Genomic DNA, 15006 nt, shown 5'->3' on the forward strand with positions numbered 1-15006 from the left:
AATTCACCCCATGGCCCGGTGGAAGGCCCGCGAGCTCCCATACAGGCAGAGGGCGTCGAAGACCACCATGATCGCAACGACCATCCCGACCTTCGGCAGGGCCTCCGCCCAGCCCGACAGGATCAGCGGGCGCACCGCGTCAATCGCCCAGGTCATGGGATTGACCTGGGCGAGGACTGCCATCCAGCCCGGCATGGCCGAGAGCGGCACGAGCGCGGAGCTGAGAAAGATCATGGGGAGCGACAGGAAGCCCAGCATGGAGAAGAAGTCGCCGTGGCTCTTGACCGAGAAGGCCAGCGCCATCGAGATCGCGGTCAAGCCGACCCCGAACAGCATGCCGATGAAGAGGATCACCGCCACGCCGGCGACGCCGGTGGCCGGCCGGACGCCGAAGAGGAAGGCGACCCCGAGGATCACCAGCACCTGCAGACAGGTGATCGTCGTGACGAAGAGGAACCGGCTGAGGACCACGGACGTCCGGCGGATGGGCGCGGCCATCAGGCGCTCGAGGAAGCCGTTCTCCTTGTCGAACAGCAGGTCCACGCCGCCGGCCAGCCCGTTGTTGAGCACGGTCATGACCACCACGCCGGCCGCGAGGAAGCTGATGTAGTTCGGCGCCTGCATGACCTGCTGGTCCGCCGCCCGCTGGAAGAGGTTGCCGAAGAAGATCAGCCAGAACAGCATGGGCTGGACCAAGGTGAACAGCATGCTGAACTTCTCCCGGCTGAGCCGCCGGACCCAGCGCATCGTCAGCGCCAGAACTTCTTGGAGATATTCAGACATACCACCAGTTTGAGTGTCAGCTTGGAGGGTGGTCAACGCGAGAACTTGACAATTTACAACTCCGGCTCTGCCGGAAATTCCTCCCGGAGCGCGTGGCCTGTGTGCGCGACAAACACGTCGTCCAGGCGGGGCCGATGGTAGTCAATGAACTCCAGCCGGCAGCCGACACGGTTGGCCGCCTCCAGCACCAGCGGCAAGGCTTTTTCGGGCGACTCGACCCGGATGTCGAGGCCGTCCGGTCTCGTGCTGACGGCCCGGATCGCAGGCCCGCCCTTGATCGCCGCCGCCAGCCGCTCCACCCCGTCCATCCCCGCAGGGACCACGGTCACGGACACGATGTCCCCGCCCAGGCCGGCCTTCAGCTCGGCGGGCGAGCCGATGGCCTTGATCCGGCCGCCGTCAATGATCGCGAGGCGGTCGCAGAGCTGATCCGCTTCGTCCAGGTAGTTCGTGGTCATGACGATCGTGATGCCGCGCGCCTTGAGCCGGCGGATGTAGTCCCAGATCCGGAGCCGGCTCTGCACATCCAGCCCCAGCGTCGGCTCGTCGAGGAAGAGGACCTTGGGATTCGGCAACAATCCGCAGGCAATGTCCAGCTTGCGCTTCATGCCGCCCGAATAGGTCTTGGCGGGCCGGTCGGCCTGCGCCTCGAGGTCCACCAGCCTGAGCAGCTCGGGGATCCGCGCCCGCGCCTCGTCCCGGGAGAGATGATATAGGGCTGCGAGCAGCTCGAGGTGCTCCCGCCCGGTGAGAAACCGGTCAATGGCACGCTCCTGGGGTACGTAGCCGACCAGCCGACGGACCCGGTCAGCCTCCCGGACAACGTCGTGGCCCAGCACGAGGGCTTGCCCGGAGGTCGGCTGGAGCAGCGTCACCAGGATGCGGAGCGTCGTGCTCTTCCCGGCACCGTTGGGTCCCAGCAGCCCGAAGATCTCGCCCGCGTTGACTTGGAAGGACAGGCCGTCAATCGCCGTGACGGCACCATAGACCTTCCCCAACCCGGAGGCTTCAATCGCGGCGGCACCCATGGGGCTCAGCACTCCCGGCCTTGCGCGGCGTCGCCCTGGCACAACTTGAATTGGATGAGGTCCATCGCCCGGCGGGCCCGCCGGAGCAGGGTATCCGCTTCGAGCAGGAACTGCTTCTCCAGCGGCGTGAAATCCAGAACGGTCGCGATCGTGTTGACCAGCACGTCGTCCGGCGCCTCCGGCCGACCGTGCTCACGCCACCGCAGGTCGCGCCGGCACGCGCGCAGGTAGTCGGCCAGCAAAGCCAGCAGCTCGGCGCGAATGGCCGGAGGGAGCGTCTGGGCCGCGGCTTCGGGCTTCAGCTCGATCACCGCCTCGCGATAGGGCTTCTCGTAGATCTCCTGGCGCACCTCGTACCGCGACAATCCCTGCAACACGATGTCGTAGCGCCCGTCCGGCAACCGTTCCACGGACACCAACCGCCCGACGCAGCCCACCGGATGAATCGGCGGGTTGCCGTCGTACTCCGGTTCCCACCCTTCCTTAAGCAGCGCCATCCCGACGCACTGGCCGCCGCCGACGGCGTCCGTGATCATGCTCCGATAGCGCGGCTCGAAGATATGGAGCGGCAAGTAGGTCCTAGGGAAGAAGACGACGTTCGGCAGGGGAAAGATGGGGATGCGCGCGGGGACCCGAAACCCCGCTATCTCGCTCGGCCGCGGACGGTCAGACTCGATTGGCATGCCTCACGATAGCCGAAGGCCGAAGACCTTGTCAACCAAGCGTGGAGCCGTCGGCGACGCGGTCACGACGCGCGAACCGTCCAGTCAGCACAGAAGATTTGCGCGCTCCAGATCCGCGTGGTATAAGCCCCCCATGGAGGCTCTGCACAAGCCGCCTGCGGCCCCACGACGGCGCCAGCCCGCCGGGTCCTGCGCCCTCGTCCTCCTCTCGCTGGGAGCGCTGCTTCCCGCGCCGTCCCCCGCGGCCCGCTCCGAATCGGCCGACGCCGAACAGTTCCGGCAGGCGGCTCCCGGCTACCGCTACGAGTTCCCGCGCGACCACGGCTCGCACGACGAGTTCCGGACCGAATGGTGGTACTATACGGGCCATCTCGCCGCTGCGGACGGTCGGCGATTCGGCTACCAGCTCACGTTCTTCCGCAGAGGCGTCGCCAGCCAGTCGGTCCACACTAATCCCGCGCGCTGGGCCATCCGCCACGTGTACCTGGCCCACTTCGCCCTCTCCGACATTGACCGCGGGCGCTTCCGCTTCGCGGAAAAGGTCAGCCGGGCGGGCATCGGTAAGGCCGGCGCGGCACCCGACCGGCTGCACGTCTGGATTGATCGGTGGCGCGCGCAGGACGTCCACGGGCAGCATCACCTCGCAGCCTCCGCCGAAGACATCGCGATTGCGCTGCGCCTGACTCCGGTCAAGCCGCCGGTCGTCCACGGCACGGAGGGCATCAGCCGAAAGGGTGCCGCGCCAGGTCAAGCCTCGCATTACTATTCGCTCACCCGCCTGGAGACCGCTGGGACGGTGACGGTGGCCGGCGAGCGGCTGGCGGTGACGGGCACGAGCTGGATGGACCACGAGTTCGGGTCGGCCGACCTGGGCGAAGACCAGGTCGGCTGGGACTGGTACAGCGTACAGCTCGACGAGCGCACCGAGCTCATGTTCTATCGTCTGCGCCGGGTGGACGGATCCGCCGATCCAGTCTCGAGCGGCACGGTGGTGCTCCCCGAGGGCCGATCCCGCCATCTGCGGCTCGACGAGGTGCGCGTGGACTCGCTGGGCACGTGGACGAGCGCCCGCAGCGGGGCCCGCTACCCGAGCCGGTGGCGGTTGTCCGTGCCGGATCTCGACCTATCCCTCGAACTGCGGCCACTCCTCCCTGACCAGGAGCTGATCACGACCAACAGCACGCAGGTCATCTACTGGGAGGGCGCCGTCGCCGTGTCTGGCACGTTCCGCGGCCGACCGGTTACCGGGCACGGCTACGTCGAGCTGACCGGCTACGCCGAGCGCTTCCGGCAGCGGCTCTAGCCGCCGGCGCTCCACCGGCGGCGGCCACGCTCTTGACTCCGCGGTTCCCCTATAGGTAGGGTGGGCCGGCCGCCGGTGGGCGCTCGCTGGCGGCGTTCAGGAAGGACCGCGCGCCGCACGCTGGCCATGAGGCTCACCACCGGTCAGATTCCCACGGCCATCCACGCCGCGTGGCTGCTGCTGACCCTCTGGCTGCCCGGCTGCGGCAACCAAAGCGAGACGATCGCCGCGATCGCGCTGCACCCCACGAACCCGAACATCTGGTACGTCGCAACCAACGACTCGGTGTACAAGACCCGGGACGGCGGCGCGACCTGGGAGCAGTTCCCCAATTTCAGCGCGCGGCGGGTCACCACTCTGGCGCTCGATCCCGAGTTTCCCGCGAACGTGTTCGCCGGCACCATGGGCGACGCCGTGTACAAGAGCCCGGACGGCGGTCAGCACTGGCTGCCGCACAACGTCGGGCTAAAGGAGCACGTCTCCTACGTCAACCAGTTCGTCTTTCACCCGACCCAGCACGACACGATGTACGCGGCCACGACGGTGGGGATCTTCCGCACCACCGACGGCGGGCGGACCTGGGAGGAGCAGATGAACGGGATGAAGGAGGTCCACATCGTCGTCACCCTGGCCATCAACCCACACAACCCGCGGATCCTCTACGCGGGGACGACGGGCGGCGCCTATCGGAGCTTGGACGCCGCCGCCTCGTGGCACAAGATCAACAACGGGCTGATCCCGGCAGAGGTGCTGGAAGCCTCGCTCTCCCTGGGCATCAACACCCTGATCATTGATCCGGCGAACCCCGACACCGTCTACGCCGGCACGACCAAAGGCCTGTTCAAGACGACGAACCGCGGGGACCTCTGGGTCCGGATCGGCCAGTCGCTCGGGGACCAGTTTGTGAGCAGCCTCGTCCTCCATCCGGGGAACCCGAATATCCTCTACGCCGGCGGGCGCGCAGGGGTGTTTAAGAGCCTCGACGGCGGGCAGACCTGGCAAGCCATCAACGAAGGGCTCGCGACACTCAATGTGCGGACGATCGTCATGAACCCGAAAAACCCCGAAACCCTGTTCTGCGGCACCAACGGCAGCGGGCTCTACGTGAGCAGGAACGGCGGCAAGACGTGGACCCGGGTGCCCCTCACGGCCGGCCCAGGCCGGGCGCTCCCTCAGAGCACCTAGCGGCGATTCAACCCATGCCCATCCTCTATCTGGTCAGGCACGGCGAGACGGACTGGAACCGCAGCGGGCAGATTATGGGCGAGCGTCCCGTGCCGCTCAACGAGACCGGCGAGCGCCAGGCGCGGCGCCTGGCAGGCCACGTCGCCGGCCTGGCGATTCGCGCCCTCTGCTCGAGCCCCGTCGCGCGGGCGCGCCAGACGGCTGAGATCCTCGCCGCCAGGCTTCACCTGCCGGTGACGGAAGATCGGGGGCTGACTGAGATCGGCCTGGGCGAGTGGGAAGGGCTGTTTTGGAGGGACCTGCCAGATGAGATCACGCGGCGCAACCTCTACGCCGCGCCCGAGGAGACCTGTCCGCCGGGCGGCGAGACGCTGCGTGCGGTGCAGGAGCGGGCAGTGGCGGCGGTCGAGCGGGTCCTCGCGCGCGAGCCGGACGGCCCGATCCTGTGCGTGTCGCACGCGGACGTTGTCCGCGCAATCGTCGCACATTACTCGGGCTTGAGCCTCCGCCTCAGCCGGCAACTGCGCGTTGACCACGCCTCGCTGACCGGCCTGTCCCTTCACGACGGCGCGGCTGAGCTGCTCGTTCTGAACTACGTTCCGGCGGCGCCGGATCAGGAGCCGCCCGACCCGCTTTTGCCCGCGTCCCTCCGCTGGTAGCGGCCGCGATACTCGCTGAGCGCGTCGTTGACGGCCTTCCACTCCTCGGCCGTCATCAGCTCCTTCATCTTGAACCGCATACCGAGGATCTTCGACGCCGACCGCATCCGAGCGTTATTGAGCTCGTCCAGCACCTTCGTGAAGTCCTCGGGCGCCGCCTCGTAGCGGGCGTTCAACTCATAGAGCTGACGGTGAAGCCTGCCGTTCTCCTCCCGGAGGTGCTTCACCTCCGCCACGATGTCACCGAGGATCACCTGCGCCTGGTTGGCCTTGTCCGGGTCTTTCACGTGCTTGGCGAGAATCGCCTTGGCATCCTCCAGACCCTTCTCCATCGAAAACGCCTTGCCGTGGTAAGGCCTGCTGCACCCAAAAGGAACGAGCACCACCAGGGCGAGCACGTACAACCAGACCGACTTCATTGGACCCTCCATTCCTTGCTAGCCTGGACCGCTCGCCTCATAATTGTGGCGAGCGGATACGTACCTTCAGCAGTCTTTCCCCGTCTTTCCTTGCTTGCCTGGGCCGCACAGAGTACCCCTTGCTCTCCTTCGTGCCCTGGGTCACAGGCGCGACGGGCCGCCCACCTATGCGGCCAGTGGGGGAGTACCTTCGCGGCCGGCGTTTTTTCCCTTTGCGCATCGGGTATGCACCATAGCACAGCCCTTCCCAGCAGGCCAGGGCTTCCAGCGCAGCCCAGCGGGCGAGGGCACGCCTCGCGGACCGGGACGGAAGCCACGCGATCAAGCAAGGCGATCAAGCCTTATCCCTCCATCGAACACAATTCTGATCAAGAGCGTGTCTTGTGCTCAAATCCCTGTCACGCGACATGGAGAAATTTTAGTTGACAAGCTATGCAAGCTGTGCTACAAAGCAAGCGTGCTCTCAAGAGGACTTGCATGTGGAAGAGCTGAAAGACATCATTGTTGGACTTGAGCAGCGCATCAGCGTGTACAAAAACCGCCTCCAGGAGCTGGAAAAGAAGCGCGGACGCCTCGAAGAGGAAATCGCGACTATTAAGAAATACTTGGAACTCGCCGAAACTCTCTACCGTGTCGAGGCCGACAAGGCCAAGCTCGCTAGCCTCTCCAGCCAGATCATCACCGACGAGAAGGGTGCCCGGCCTCTGCCTGTCACTGACGTAACGGACCAATCCCGGGAAATCCTGCTTGGGCGGAGCAAGTACGTCGGCATGAGCGTACCGGAGGCCGCCTATCAGATCCTGCGGGAGGCACGCCGTTCCATGCACGCGAAGGAGCTGTTCCAACGGCTTGTCGAAGGCGGCATGCAGATCAAGGGCAAGACGCCCCTGACATCGGTCGCGACATCGCTCAAGCGGGACAAGCGATTCAGGAAGGTCGGACCCAATACATTCGAAGCCTTGGAAACCCCGTTGACGGAGGCCGTCTGAGGCCGGCATCCAACGAGCGCAGTGCGAACGCTTAGCCCACGAAAGGAGGTGAGGGTCTTGGCGACGAAGAAGGCTGCGAAGAAGAAGAAGAAGTAAACCCACCCCACGACGATGCCGGGGGCAGGGCCACCTGCCCCCGGCGTCCTATTTTCCCCTCCGGGCGGAGAATCCCACGTCGGAGCCAGACTGAAAGACGGGCAATCAGCAGGCAGTGGTTGCTTGGAGCGGCGGGGCCTGTGCGGGCACGAAGGTAGGGCAAGCCTCCAGGGCGGCAGCGGCCCGCGCCTCTTCCTCACTGGTGACAAGCATCCACTTGTCTCCCTGCGTGAGGACCTGCTCCACTAACCTGGTGTGCAGCGCGTGGCCAGACCGGTCGGCGATCAAGTGCCCGATAAAGGGCATCCCGAGCAGCGCCAGATCGCCGATCAAGTCCAGCACCTTGTGGCGGACGAACTCGTCCGCGAAGCGCAGCCCGGACCGATTCAGGATACCGTTCTCCGACAGCACGATCGTGTTGTCGAGCGAGCCGCCTAGCCCCAGGCCCTTGGACCAGAGCATCTCGACCTCGTGCAGGAACCCGAAGGTCCGCGCGGAGGCGATCTCCTCAGCGAAGGACGCGGCGGAGATGTTGCAGCGGTAGGTCTGAGTTTGGATCAGCGGGTGATTGTATCGAATGGTGTAGGTAATCCGTGTAGATACCGAGGGCTCGATAACCACCCGGCGGGCGCCGTCCACCACCTCGATAGGCTGAAGGATCTTGAGGTAGGGCTGCGGCCGGCCTTGGACCGCAATGCCCGCCGTTCGGATCAATTCCACGAAGGGAGCGGCGCTGCCGTCCATCGCCGGCACCTCGCCCGCATCCACCTCGACATAGACGTTGTCAATTTCCAGCCCGGCCAGCGCGGCCAGCACGTGCTCGATGGTCTTGATCTCGGTGCCGTTCAGCCGGATTGCCGTGCATAACTCGGTGGGCGCAAGGTTCGCCACAGTCGCTCGCACGGCCACCGTCTTCCCGTCATGGCGGCGAATGAAGACGATACCCGTATCCGGAGGAGCTGGCCGCAGCCTCAGCGTCACCGACTGGCCCGAGTGGAGCCCGACACCCGTACAGGAAACCGCCCGAGCCACAGTCTGTTGCTGGCGCATGCCTCCTCCTTCTGTAGTGCGAAGAAATGAGGAAGCAACTGGCATGCCAAAGTGGTATCGCACAAGTGCTCGAAATTGTGCTCTGCTCTTCTAGACCCGCAAGGTATCCTGTTGTAAAAACCAAACACTTGTGGCTTTTTCTCAGGTGATCGCTGCGTCTTCTCCATACTTTCGTGGTGCGTGTGGAGCGCCGTCCGTGGTACAGTTCGGCGGTTTCTGCGGCGCCGCGGGCGGCGCCGTCCGTGCGCATACAAGTCGGGAGGCCGGATTCGTGGAGCCGAATCAACGTCTCATCGCCAAAAAGGAAGAATGGGCGAAGCTGAAGCGGGGACTGGTCGAAGAAGGCGTCGCCCAGGATCAGCGGCCGCGCCTGGATCGCTTGCCGCCCGGCCAGCATCCCACGAAGGGCTGGCCTGTTCTTGATCTTGGGATTCATCCCAGCATTGTCCTTGAGGAGTGGACCCTGACCGTCGGCGGCCTGGTTGAAAACCCTTTCACCTGGACTTGGCAGCAATATTTGTCCCAGCCGCAAGTCCAAGTTGTCTCGGATTTCCACTGTGTGACGACTTGGAGCACCTTCGATAACGTCTGGGAAGGGGTCGGCTTCCGCACCCTGCTCCGCGTCGCCCGCCCGCGTCCGGAAGCTCGGTTCGTCTTTTTCACTTCCTACGATGGGTACACGACCAACCTGCCCCTGGAGGCCTGCGACGCCGAGGACGTGCTTATCGCCCGGACCTTGAACGGCGAGCCGTTGTCACGCGAGCACGGCGGGCCCGCTCGCGTCATCGTGCCCTCGCGCTATGCCTGGAAGGGCGCGAAATGGATCAAGGACATCGCGTTCCTGGAGCGGGACCGGAAGGGCTACTGGGAGGTGCGCGGCTATTCGAACACCGCTCTACCCTGGGACGAGGACCGCTACGCGTGAGGGACAATCACCGACCCCTGACCCCATTCTTCCGCCACTGACCACAGTCTCATGGATGCGGCTCGAGCTGGATGAGCCCCTTGCGGATCGCCAGAATCGCCGCCTGCGTCCGGTCATAGACCTGCAGCTTGTGGAAGATATTCCGCACGTGGTTCTTGACGGTCTTCTCGCTCAAGTCGAGGCTGTTGGCGATCTCTTTGTTGGTCTTGCCGTCTGCGACGAGCTTGAGCACCGTGATCTCGCGCTCCGTTAGATCGTGCTCCACCCAGGTCGGCTTCTTCCCCTTGCCCTTCTGCGCCAGCAGGGAGAACTCCGCCAGGATCTTGCTCGCCACCGACGGGTGGATCAGCGACTCGCCCCGGTAAATGGCCCGGATCGCCGCCACGATCTGCGCCGAATCCGTGTCCTTCAAGAGATAGCCGGTCGCACCCGCCCGCACGAGGTCGAAGATATACTGCTGCTCTTCGTACATGGTCAGCGCGACAACGCCGATGTGCGGGAACTCCCGCTTGATGATCCGGGTAGCCTCGACCCCGCTCATGCGCGGCATGCTCACGTCCATGAGGATCACGTCGGGCATGAGGGCCCGGGCCTTCTCGACGGCCTCCTGGCCGTCCTGGGCTTCCCCCACCACCTGGATGTTCTCCTTGGTTTTCAGGATCGCCGCCAGGCCCTCCCGCACGACCCGGTGGTCGTCGGCAATCAAGACCTTAATGCGCTCCATCTCGCCTGGCCTCCTTCTTTACGAGCGGCACCGCGATGGCGATGCGAGTGCCCTGCCCCTTCCGCGACTCGATCCGGGCCTCCCCGCCGATCAGCCGGGCGCGCTCCTCGATCCCGCGCAGCCCGAAGTGGTCCCACTTCTCCGGATCACGCGACACGGTGTCCACGTCGAAGCCAACCCCGTTGTCCGTAATCGTCGCGGTCAGCGCGTCCCGTCCGATCACGAGTTCCACCGAGACCCGGTCCGCCTTCGCGTGCTTCTGCACGTTGCTCAACGCCTCCTGCACAATGCGGAAGAGAAAAATCTTGGTCTTCGGGAACAGCGTGGTCTCGTCCCCGGAGACTGAGAACTCGGTCTTGACGTGGTACTGGGTCTCGTAGGACTTGAGATAGTTGGTGAGGGCCGGGATTAGGTCCAGCTTGTCGTACTGCACGGGTCGCAGGTTGAAGATCACCTGCCGCGCCTCCTGGATGGCAAGCTTGAGCTGCTGCTTCGTCTCGCGCAGGGTCTCCTGGCAGGCGCGCGGGTCCCGCTCCAGCAACTCCTGGCAGAGGTCAAGCTTGAAATTCACGCCCGCCAGGTTCTGGACCAATCCGTCGTGGATCTCGCAGGCGATCCGGGTCCGCTCCTCCGTGACCGCCGCGCCGGACTCCTTCACGTACAGTCGGTAGAGGGACTGGTACTTGTTCAGCGTCTTCTCGATCTCGGCGGTCGCCCGGATGCGGGCCTCGATGAGCTGCCACATGAACTTCGCGCTGGCGCCGCCGACGACCGCGACGCCCGTCCGGTGAAAGGCCTGCAGGCTCCGCTCGACCTCGGGGTTCCCGCTCACATCAATGACGAGGTCTACCGATTCCATCTCCAGGAGGTCCTTGTAACTCCGCAGGACCGGGATCCCCAACCGGCGGGCGAGTAGGATCCCCGGGGCCTTCGGGCTCACCTCCGCGACCCCGACGATCTTCACCAGCGGGTCCTTGGCAAAGATTTCCATCAGGGCGGTGCCTCCGCGGCCCGCTCCGATGATGGCGACGTGCGTGGCCGCGGCCGACTCGCTCGGCTGCCGGCTCTTGGAAGCGCGGGGCTTGGTTCGTTTGGCTCGCATCGGCTGATCCATCGCGGCGTGCCGCCGCGATCCGCAGCCCGGACCCCGGGTCCGCGCAACGGGCGGCGGCTCGGACGGGTGAGCGGGGGGCATGGCCGAGCGCGCTACTTGTCCCGCCGTTCGCGGGCCAGCGCCTTCAGCTCGTCCATGAACTGATCAATGTCCTTGAACTCCCGATAGACGGACGCGAACCGGACGTAGGCCACCTGGTCGAGCTGATGCAGCTCGCGCATCACCTCCTCCCCGATGGCCTGGCTCGAGACCTCCGTCTCGCCCAGCTCCTGGAACCGCTTCTCGATGCGGTCCGCCACGGCCTCGAGCGTGGCCGTGCTGATCGGGCGCTTCTCGCAGGCTTTCTTGAGGCCGACCAGGATCTTGTTGCGGTCGAACGGCTCGCGGCGCCCGTCTTTTTTCACCACCATGGGCAGGCTCTCCTCGATCCGCTCGTAGGTGGTGTACCGGCGCTTGCAGGCCAGGCATTCACGGCGGCGGCGGATAACCTCGCCTTCCTTGGCCATCCGGGAATCCACCACCTTGTCTTCGAGCTCGTCGCAGAACGGGCACTTCACGAGGGATTCCTCGCTCTGCCGTTCAGGATGGCGCCGTCCTGTCGGTGTGAAAGAACGGAAAGCGCGCGCAGAGGGCCTTCGCCTGCGTCCGGACTTCCCGCTGCACCCGCTTGTCCGACCGGTGCTGGAGCACCCGGTCAATCATCCCCACGATCTCCTGCATCTCGGCCTCGCGCATCCCGCGCGTGGTCACGATGGGAGTCCCCAACCGGATCCCGCTCGCGACCGCCGGCGGCCGCTCGTCGTAGGGCACCGCGTTCTTGTTCACGACGATCCCGGCCGCATCCAGCGCCGCTTCGGCCTCCTTGCCGGTCAGCCCCTTGGTGCTCAGGTTGATCAGCATCAGGTGGGTGTCCGTCCCGCCGGACACGACCCGGTAGCCGCGCTCGGCCAGCCCCGCGGCGAGCGCGCGCGCGTTCGCGAGCACCTGCTGCTGATAGGCCTGGAAGGCCGGCGACAGCGCCTCCTGGAGCGCCACGGCCTTGGCCGCGATCACGTGCATGAGCGGGCCGCCCTGGATGCCCGGGAAGATCGTCTTGTCCACGGCCTTCGCGTGCTCGGCCCGGCACATGATGATCCCGCCCCGCGGCCCGCGCAGCGTCTTGTGGGTGGTCGTCGTCACGAAATCGGCGTAGGGAACTGGATTGGGATGCAACCCGGCCGCAATCAGCCCCGCGATGTGGGCGATGTCCACGAGCAGGTAGGCGCCGACCGCATCGGCGATCTCCCGGAACTTCGGGAAGTCCAGCACGCGGGGGTAGGCGCTCGCGCCGACCACGATCATGCGGGGCCGGCACTCCTCCGCGATCTTGCCCACCGCGTCGTAGTCAATCGTCTCGGTGGCCCGGTCCACGCCGTAGAAGTAAGAGCGGAAGAGGATGCCAGAGAAGTTTACGCGACTGCCGTGGGTGAGATGGCCGCCCTGGGAGAGGTCCATGCCGAGGATGACGTCGCCAGGCTTGAGCACGGACAGGTAGGCCGCCATGTTCGCCTGGGACCCGGAGTGGGGCTGGACGTTGACGTGGTCCGCGCCGAAGAGCCGCTTGCAGCGCTCAATCGCGAGGGCCTCGACCGAGTCCACGAACTGGCACCCACCGTAGTACCGCCGACCGGGATACCCCTCGGCGTACTTGTTCGTCATGAGGCAGCCTTGCGCGGCGAGGACCGCCGGGCTCGCGAAGTTCTCCGAGGCAATCAGGAGGACCTTTTCGCGCTGACGCCGCTCCTCGCCCTGGATCGCCTTGTAGACGGCCGGATCGGTCTGCTTCAGCGCTTTCAACGAGCCGACGGCGTTACGCATGCACGCTCCTCATGGTTCAAGGCCTCCGGTCGCCCCTTACGCGTCCGCCCGGGCCGGCTCGGCGCCGTCCTTTCTGGCTTCTTCCTTCTTCACCACCTGCACCGACACGCTCGCGAGCACGTCGCGGTGGAGCTTGATCGGGACCGCGACGGTGCCCAGCTCCTTAATCGGCTGGGCGAGCTGGATCTTCTTCCGGTCCACCTCGAAGCCCTGCTCGGCCAACGCCTCCGCGATATCCTTGGTCGTCACCGACCCGAAGAGCTTGTCGTCCTTCCCCACCTGAGCGGTGATCATGATCGTAACCGCGGACAGCTTCTTGGCCAGCGTCTCGAACTCGATCTTCTCTTTCCTGGCCTTTTCCGCCATCAGACGCTTGGCGTGCTCGAACGCCCTGACGTTGCGGGGATTGGCCTCCAAGGCCTTCTTGCGGGGCAGCAGATAGTTGCGGGCGAACCCGTCCGACACGTCGAGCAAGTCCCCGACGTGCCCGACGCCTTCGACGTTCTCCTGCAGAATGACTTTCATGGGTCTAACTCCTTCGTCGTGGAAGCAAAAAGCATACTGGCCGCATGGTCAAAAGTCAACGAATGTTCTCCGGCCTTCGCGGCTGGACAGGCTCGAAGGCCGACGAGTAAGATAGCCACGCCGTGGCAGCCCAGCGGGGGCCGCGGCTCCAATCAGCCGGGACGTCCACCAAGTCACGTGAAGCTCCTCGAACTGCTCGACCACTTCTCGCACGCGCTCGCCGAGGAGCGCGACGCCGCCGCCTCGCGCGGGCTGGACCGGCCCGTTCCGTGCACAGCTGGGCGGCGGCTCCTGACCATCGGCACCCTCCATCTCTACACCTTCTCCGTCCCCGCGGACACGCTGGGGATCGAGGACCTCCCGGTGACCGTCATCCCGCCCGAGGGCACGGAGCCCACCGAAGGGGTCGTCGTCGGCCGCGCCCAGGGCACCGTCTGGGTCCAGACCTTCGACGCCATCGGCCCGACGCTGCCGTCCGCGACGATCGTGCCCGACGCCACCGCCTTCTTCGACACCGCCGCCAAGCGGCTCGCCGAGATGGCCGTCAAGACCGACTGGTACGCGCTGGGGCCGGCCGAGCGCCTGGTGCCCTGGCTGGACCCGGAGCAGGTCGGACGCGACCAGACGGCGCGGGTCGGCGGCGGCTCCGCCGCGTTCACCACGCTCTGGGCCGACAGCCTCGCAGCCCGGCGGGCCAAGCTGGCCGCGCTCGCCGTAGAGCTGGTGCGGGCGAACAAGCGGCTCCTGCTCGTCAGCCCCAGCCACCGCGACGCCGACGAGATCCTCGGCCTCATCGCACGGACCATGCGCGCGGGCGGGCTCACCACCTACAAGAGCTTGCTGTGCCGTTACGAGCTCGCCGTGGTCGGTGAGGCGGCCGGGATGCCGCTCCACGACCTCGGCTTCGAAGCGCAAATGCACCAGTTCTTTGCCAAGGCGCGGTCGGAGAAAGCCTCGCTGCGCCGCAAGTACGAACGGTTTCGGGAGCTCACGCCGCTCCTCGCCTACAAGGCTGAGAAGCAGCGCGACCTGGACGAGGTCAAGCACCTGGAGTGGCGCCTCCTGCACCAACTGAGCGAGCTGCAGGGAAAAATCAAGGAGATTGACAAGACCCTCGCCGAGTACGAGGCTCTCCCCATCTGGAAGCGGCTCGCCATGCAGACCGTCGGCAAGAACCTGGAATCGCTCCCGCAGTATCGGGCCCTGTACGAGGAGCAGGTGCGGAGGCTCATGGGGGAGCTGGAGATCGCCCAGCACCGGATCGAGGAGCTGAAGCCCGAGGCGGCGATCCCGAAGGAGCTGCGGCCGGAATACAACGATCTCAAGGAAGAGATCAAGCGGCTGGGCGGGACCAAGAAGATCCGGGAACTGCTGGCGGCGGAAGAGGGAACCAACCGGCAGGGGTTCATCCAGAACCGCCGCCTGGTTATCACGACGGCAGCCCGCGTGGTGTCGGATCCGCTGTTCCGCCGCGTCCGGTTCGACGTCCTCCTGGCCGACGAGGCGCCGCTGATTCCCGCCCCCTTCCTGCTCGGCGCCGCCGGGCTCGTCCGCGAGCGGATCGTCCTCAGCGGCGACACCCGCGACATCCCGTCCGAAGGCTGGCGGCCGGTCGCCACCATCTCCGGCCTCCCTCAGCCGACCGGGTCGCCTTGACGCGCCCGCG

At 65.9% G+C, this 15006-nt stretch carries 16 protein-coding genes; 6 read left to right on the forward strand and 10 right to left on the reverse strand.

What is annotated here, in order from left to right; all coding sequences use genetic code 11:
* Window positions 1-3 precede the first annotated feature (3 nt).
* Genes ACWHYQ_RS19075 through ACWHYQ_RS19085 form a run of 3 tightly spaced genes read right to left on the reverse strand, consistent with a single transcriptional unit; the run spans window position 4 to window position 2494 of the window.
* Entirely contained in the window at window positions 4-783 is a 780-nt protein-coding gene (locus ACWHYQ_RS19075; protein ID WP_447973673.1) for an ABC transporter permease, read from the reverse strand.
* Between the two features lie 53 nt (window positions 784-836).
* Window positions 837-1811 (reverse strand): ATP-binding cassette domain-containing protein, encoded by a 975-nt coding sequence (locus ACWHYQ_RS19080; RefSeq protein WP_447973674.1) that lies wholly within the window; start codon window positions 1809-1811, stop codon window positions 837-839.
* Between the two features lie 5 nt (window positions 1812-1816).
* Window positions 1817-2494, reverse strand: coding sequence for an LON peptidase substrate-binding domain-containing protein (locus tag ACWHYQ_RS19085; protein ID WP_447973675.1), 678 nt, complete (start codon window positions 2492-2494; stop codon window positions 1817-1819).
* A 133-nt stretch (window positions 2495-2627) separates the two neighbouring features.
* Between ACWHYQ_RS19085 and ACWHYQ_RS19090 the strand changes: the two genes are divergently transcribed.
* From ACWHYQ_RS19090 to ACWHYQ_RS19100, 3 genes are all read left to right on the forward strand, one after another.
* Window positions 2628-3797: a lipocalin-like domain-containing protein gene (locus ACWHYQ_RS19090; protein WP_447973676.1), complete on the forward strand. Its 1170-nt coding sequence runs from the start codon at window positions 2628-2630 to the stop codon at window positions 3795-3797.
* Window positions 3798-3923: 126 nt separating this feature from the next.
* A complete protein-coding gene (locus ACWHYQ_RS19095) occupies window positions 3924-4982 on the forward strand; it encodes a WD40/YVTN/BNR-like repeat-containing protein (RefSeq protein ID WP_447973677.1) in 1059 nt (352 codons plus the stop codon).
* Window positions 4983-4996: 14 nt separating this feature from the next.
* On the forward strand, window positions 4997-5641 hold the full coding sequence (locus ACWHYQ_RS19100; protein WP_447973678.1) for a histidine phosphatase family protein: 645 nt from the start codon (window positions 4997-4999) through the stop codon (window positions 5639-5641).
* Here ACWHYQ_RS19100 and ACWHYQ_RS19105 read toward each other — a convergent pair.
* Window positions 5596-6060 carry a hypothetical protein gene (locus tag ACWHYQ_RS19105; protein WP_447973679.1) on the reverse strand — a complete coding sequence of 155 codons (465 nt, stop codon included), beginning with the start codon at window positions 6058-6060 and terminating at the stop codon, window positions 5596-5598. The two genes, ACWHYQ_RS19100 and ACWHYQ_RS19105, sit on opposite strands and share 46 nt — an antisense overlap.
* Before the next feature lie 422 nt (window positions 6061-6482).
* On the opposite strand from ACWHYQ_RS19105, the gene ACWHYQ_RS19110 reads away from it, so the two are divergent.
* Window positions 6483-7049 (forward strand): HTH domain-containing protein, encoded by a 567-nt coding sequence (locus ACWHYQ_RS19110; RefSeq protein ID WP_447973680.1) that lies wholly within the window; start codon window positions 6483-6485, stop codon window positions 7047-7049.
* A 201-nt stretch (window positions 7050-7250) separates the two neighbouring features.
* Here ACWHYQ_RS19110 and lpxC read toward each other — a convergent pair whose 3' ends face one another.
* Window positions 7251-8195: a UDP-3-O-acyl-N-acetylglucosamine deacetylase gene (gene lpxC / locus ACWHYQ_RS19115; RefSeq protein ID WP_447973681.1), complete on the reverse strand. Its 945-nt coding sequence runs from the start codon at window positions 8193-8195 to the stop codon at window positions 7251-7253.
* 271 nt (window positions 8196-8466) lie between these two features.
* Between lpxC and ACWHYQ_RS19120 the strand changes: the two genes are divergently transcribed.
* On the forward strand, window positions 8467-9120 hold the full coding sequence (locus ACWHYQ_RS19120; protein ID WP_447973682.1) for a sulfite oxidase-like oxidoreductase: 654 nt from the start codon (window positions 8467-8469) through the stop codon (window positions 9118-9120).
* Between the two features lie 49 nt (window positions 9121-9169).
* Here the strand turns inward: ACWHYQ_RS19120 and ACWHYQ_RS19125 are convergent, their stop codons facing one another.
* From ACWHYQ_RS19125 to rplI, 5 genes are all read right to left on the reverse strand, one after another.
* Window positions 9170-9844: a response regulator gene (locus ACWHYQ_RS19125; RefSeq protein WP_447973683.1), complete on the reverse strand. Its 675-nt coding sequence runs from the start codon at window positions 9842-9844 to the stop codon at window positions 9170-9172.
* Window positions 9831-10946: a histidine kinase gene (locus tag ACWHYQ_RS19130; protein ID WP_447973684.1), complete on the reverse strand. Its 1116-nt coding sequence runs from the start codon at window positions 10944-10946 to the stop codon at window positions 9831-9833. Before ACWHYQ_RS19130 ends, ACWHYQ_RS19125 begins: the two co-directional genes overlap by 14 nt.
* A gap of 104 nt (window positions 10947-11050) precedes the next feature.
* Window positions 11051-11515, reverse strand: a complete 465-nt coding sequence (gene nrdR, locus ACWHYQ_RS19135) for a transcriptional regulator NrdR (RefSeq protein ID WP_447973685.1) — start codon at window positions 11513-11515, stop codon at window positions 11051-11053.
* 22 nt (window positions 11516-11537) lie between these two features.
* On the reverse strand, window positions 11538-12794 hold the full coding sequence (locus tag ACWHYQ_RS19140) for a serine hydroxymethyltransferase (protein WP_447975604.1): 1257 nt from the start codon (window positions 12792-12794) through the stop codon (window positions 11538-11540).
* A gap of 57 nt (window positions 12795-12851) precedes the next feature.
* Window positions 12852-13340: a 50S ribosomal protein L9 gene (gene rplI / locus ACWHYQ_RS19145; RefSeq protein WP_447973686.1), complete on the reverse strand. Its 489-nt coding sequence runs from the start codon at window positions 13338-13340 to the stop codon at window positions 12852-12854.
* Window positions 13341-13517: 177 nt separating this feature from the next.
* Between rplI and ACWHYQ_RS19150 the strand changes: the two genes are divergently transcribed.
* On the forward strand, window positions 13518-14996 hold the full coding sequence (locus tag ACWHYQ_RS19150) for an AAA domain-containing protein (protein ID WP_447973687.1): 1479 nt from the start codon (window positions 13518-13520) through the stop codon (window positions 14994-14996).
* The last annotated feature ends 10 nt before the right edge of the window (window positions 14997-15006 follow it).

This window comes from Nitrospira sp. Kam-Ns4a (genome assembly GCF_965152595.1).

What these genes read in the sequence shown, in the direction of transcription:
- ACWHYQ_RS19075 (WP_447973673.1), bottom strand. Translation starts at nt 783, where the DNA reads ATGTCTGAATATCTCCAAGAAGTTCTGGCGCTGACGATGCGCTGGGTC.
- ACWHYQ_RS19080 (WP_447973674.1), bottom strand. Translation starts at nt 1,811, where the DNA reads ATGGGTGCCGCCGCGATTGAAGCCTCCGGGTTGGGGAAGGTCTATGGT.
- ACWHYQ_RS19085 (WP_447973675.1), bottom strand. Translation starts at nt 2,494, where the DNA reads ATGCCAATCGAGTCTGACCGTCCGCGGCCGAGCGAGATAGCGGGGTTT.
- ACWHYQ_RS19090 (WP_447973676.1), top strand. Translation starts at nt 2,628, where the DNA reads ATGGAGGCTCTGCACAAGCCGCCTGCGGCCCCACGACGGCGCCAGCCC.
- ACWHYQ_RS19095 (WP_447973677.1), top strand. Translation starts at nt 3,924, where the DNA reads ATGAGGCTCACCACCGGTCAGATTCCCACGGCCATCCACGCCGCGTGG.
- ACWHYQ_RS19100 (WP_447973678.1), top strand. Translation starts at nt 4,997, where the DNA reads ATGCCCATCCTCTATCTGGTCAGGCACGGCGAGACGGACTGGAACCGC.
- ACWHYQ_RS19105 (WP_447973679.1), bottom strand. Translation starts at nt 6,060, where the DNA reads ATGAAGTCGGTCTGGTTGTACGTGCTCGCCCTGGTGGTGCTCGTTCCT.
- lpxC (WP_447973681.1), bottom strand. Translation starts at nt 8,195, where the DNA reads ATGCGCCAGCAACAGACTGTGGCTCGGGCGGTTTCCTGTACGGGTGTC.
- ACWHYQ_RS19125 (WP_447973683.1), bottom strand. Translation starts at nt 9,844, where the DNA reads ATGGAGCGCATTAAGGTCTTGATTGCCGACGACCACCGGGTCGTGCGG.
- ACWHYQ_RS19130 (WP_447973684.1), bottom strand. Translation starts at nt 10,946, where the DNA reads ATGCGAGCCAAACGAACCAAGCCCCGCGCTTCCAAGAGCCGGCAGCCG.
- rplI (WP_447973686.1), bottom strand. Translation starts at nt 13,340, where the DNA reads ATGAAAGTCATTCTGCAGGAGAACGTCGAAGGCGTCGGGCACGTCGGG.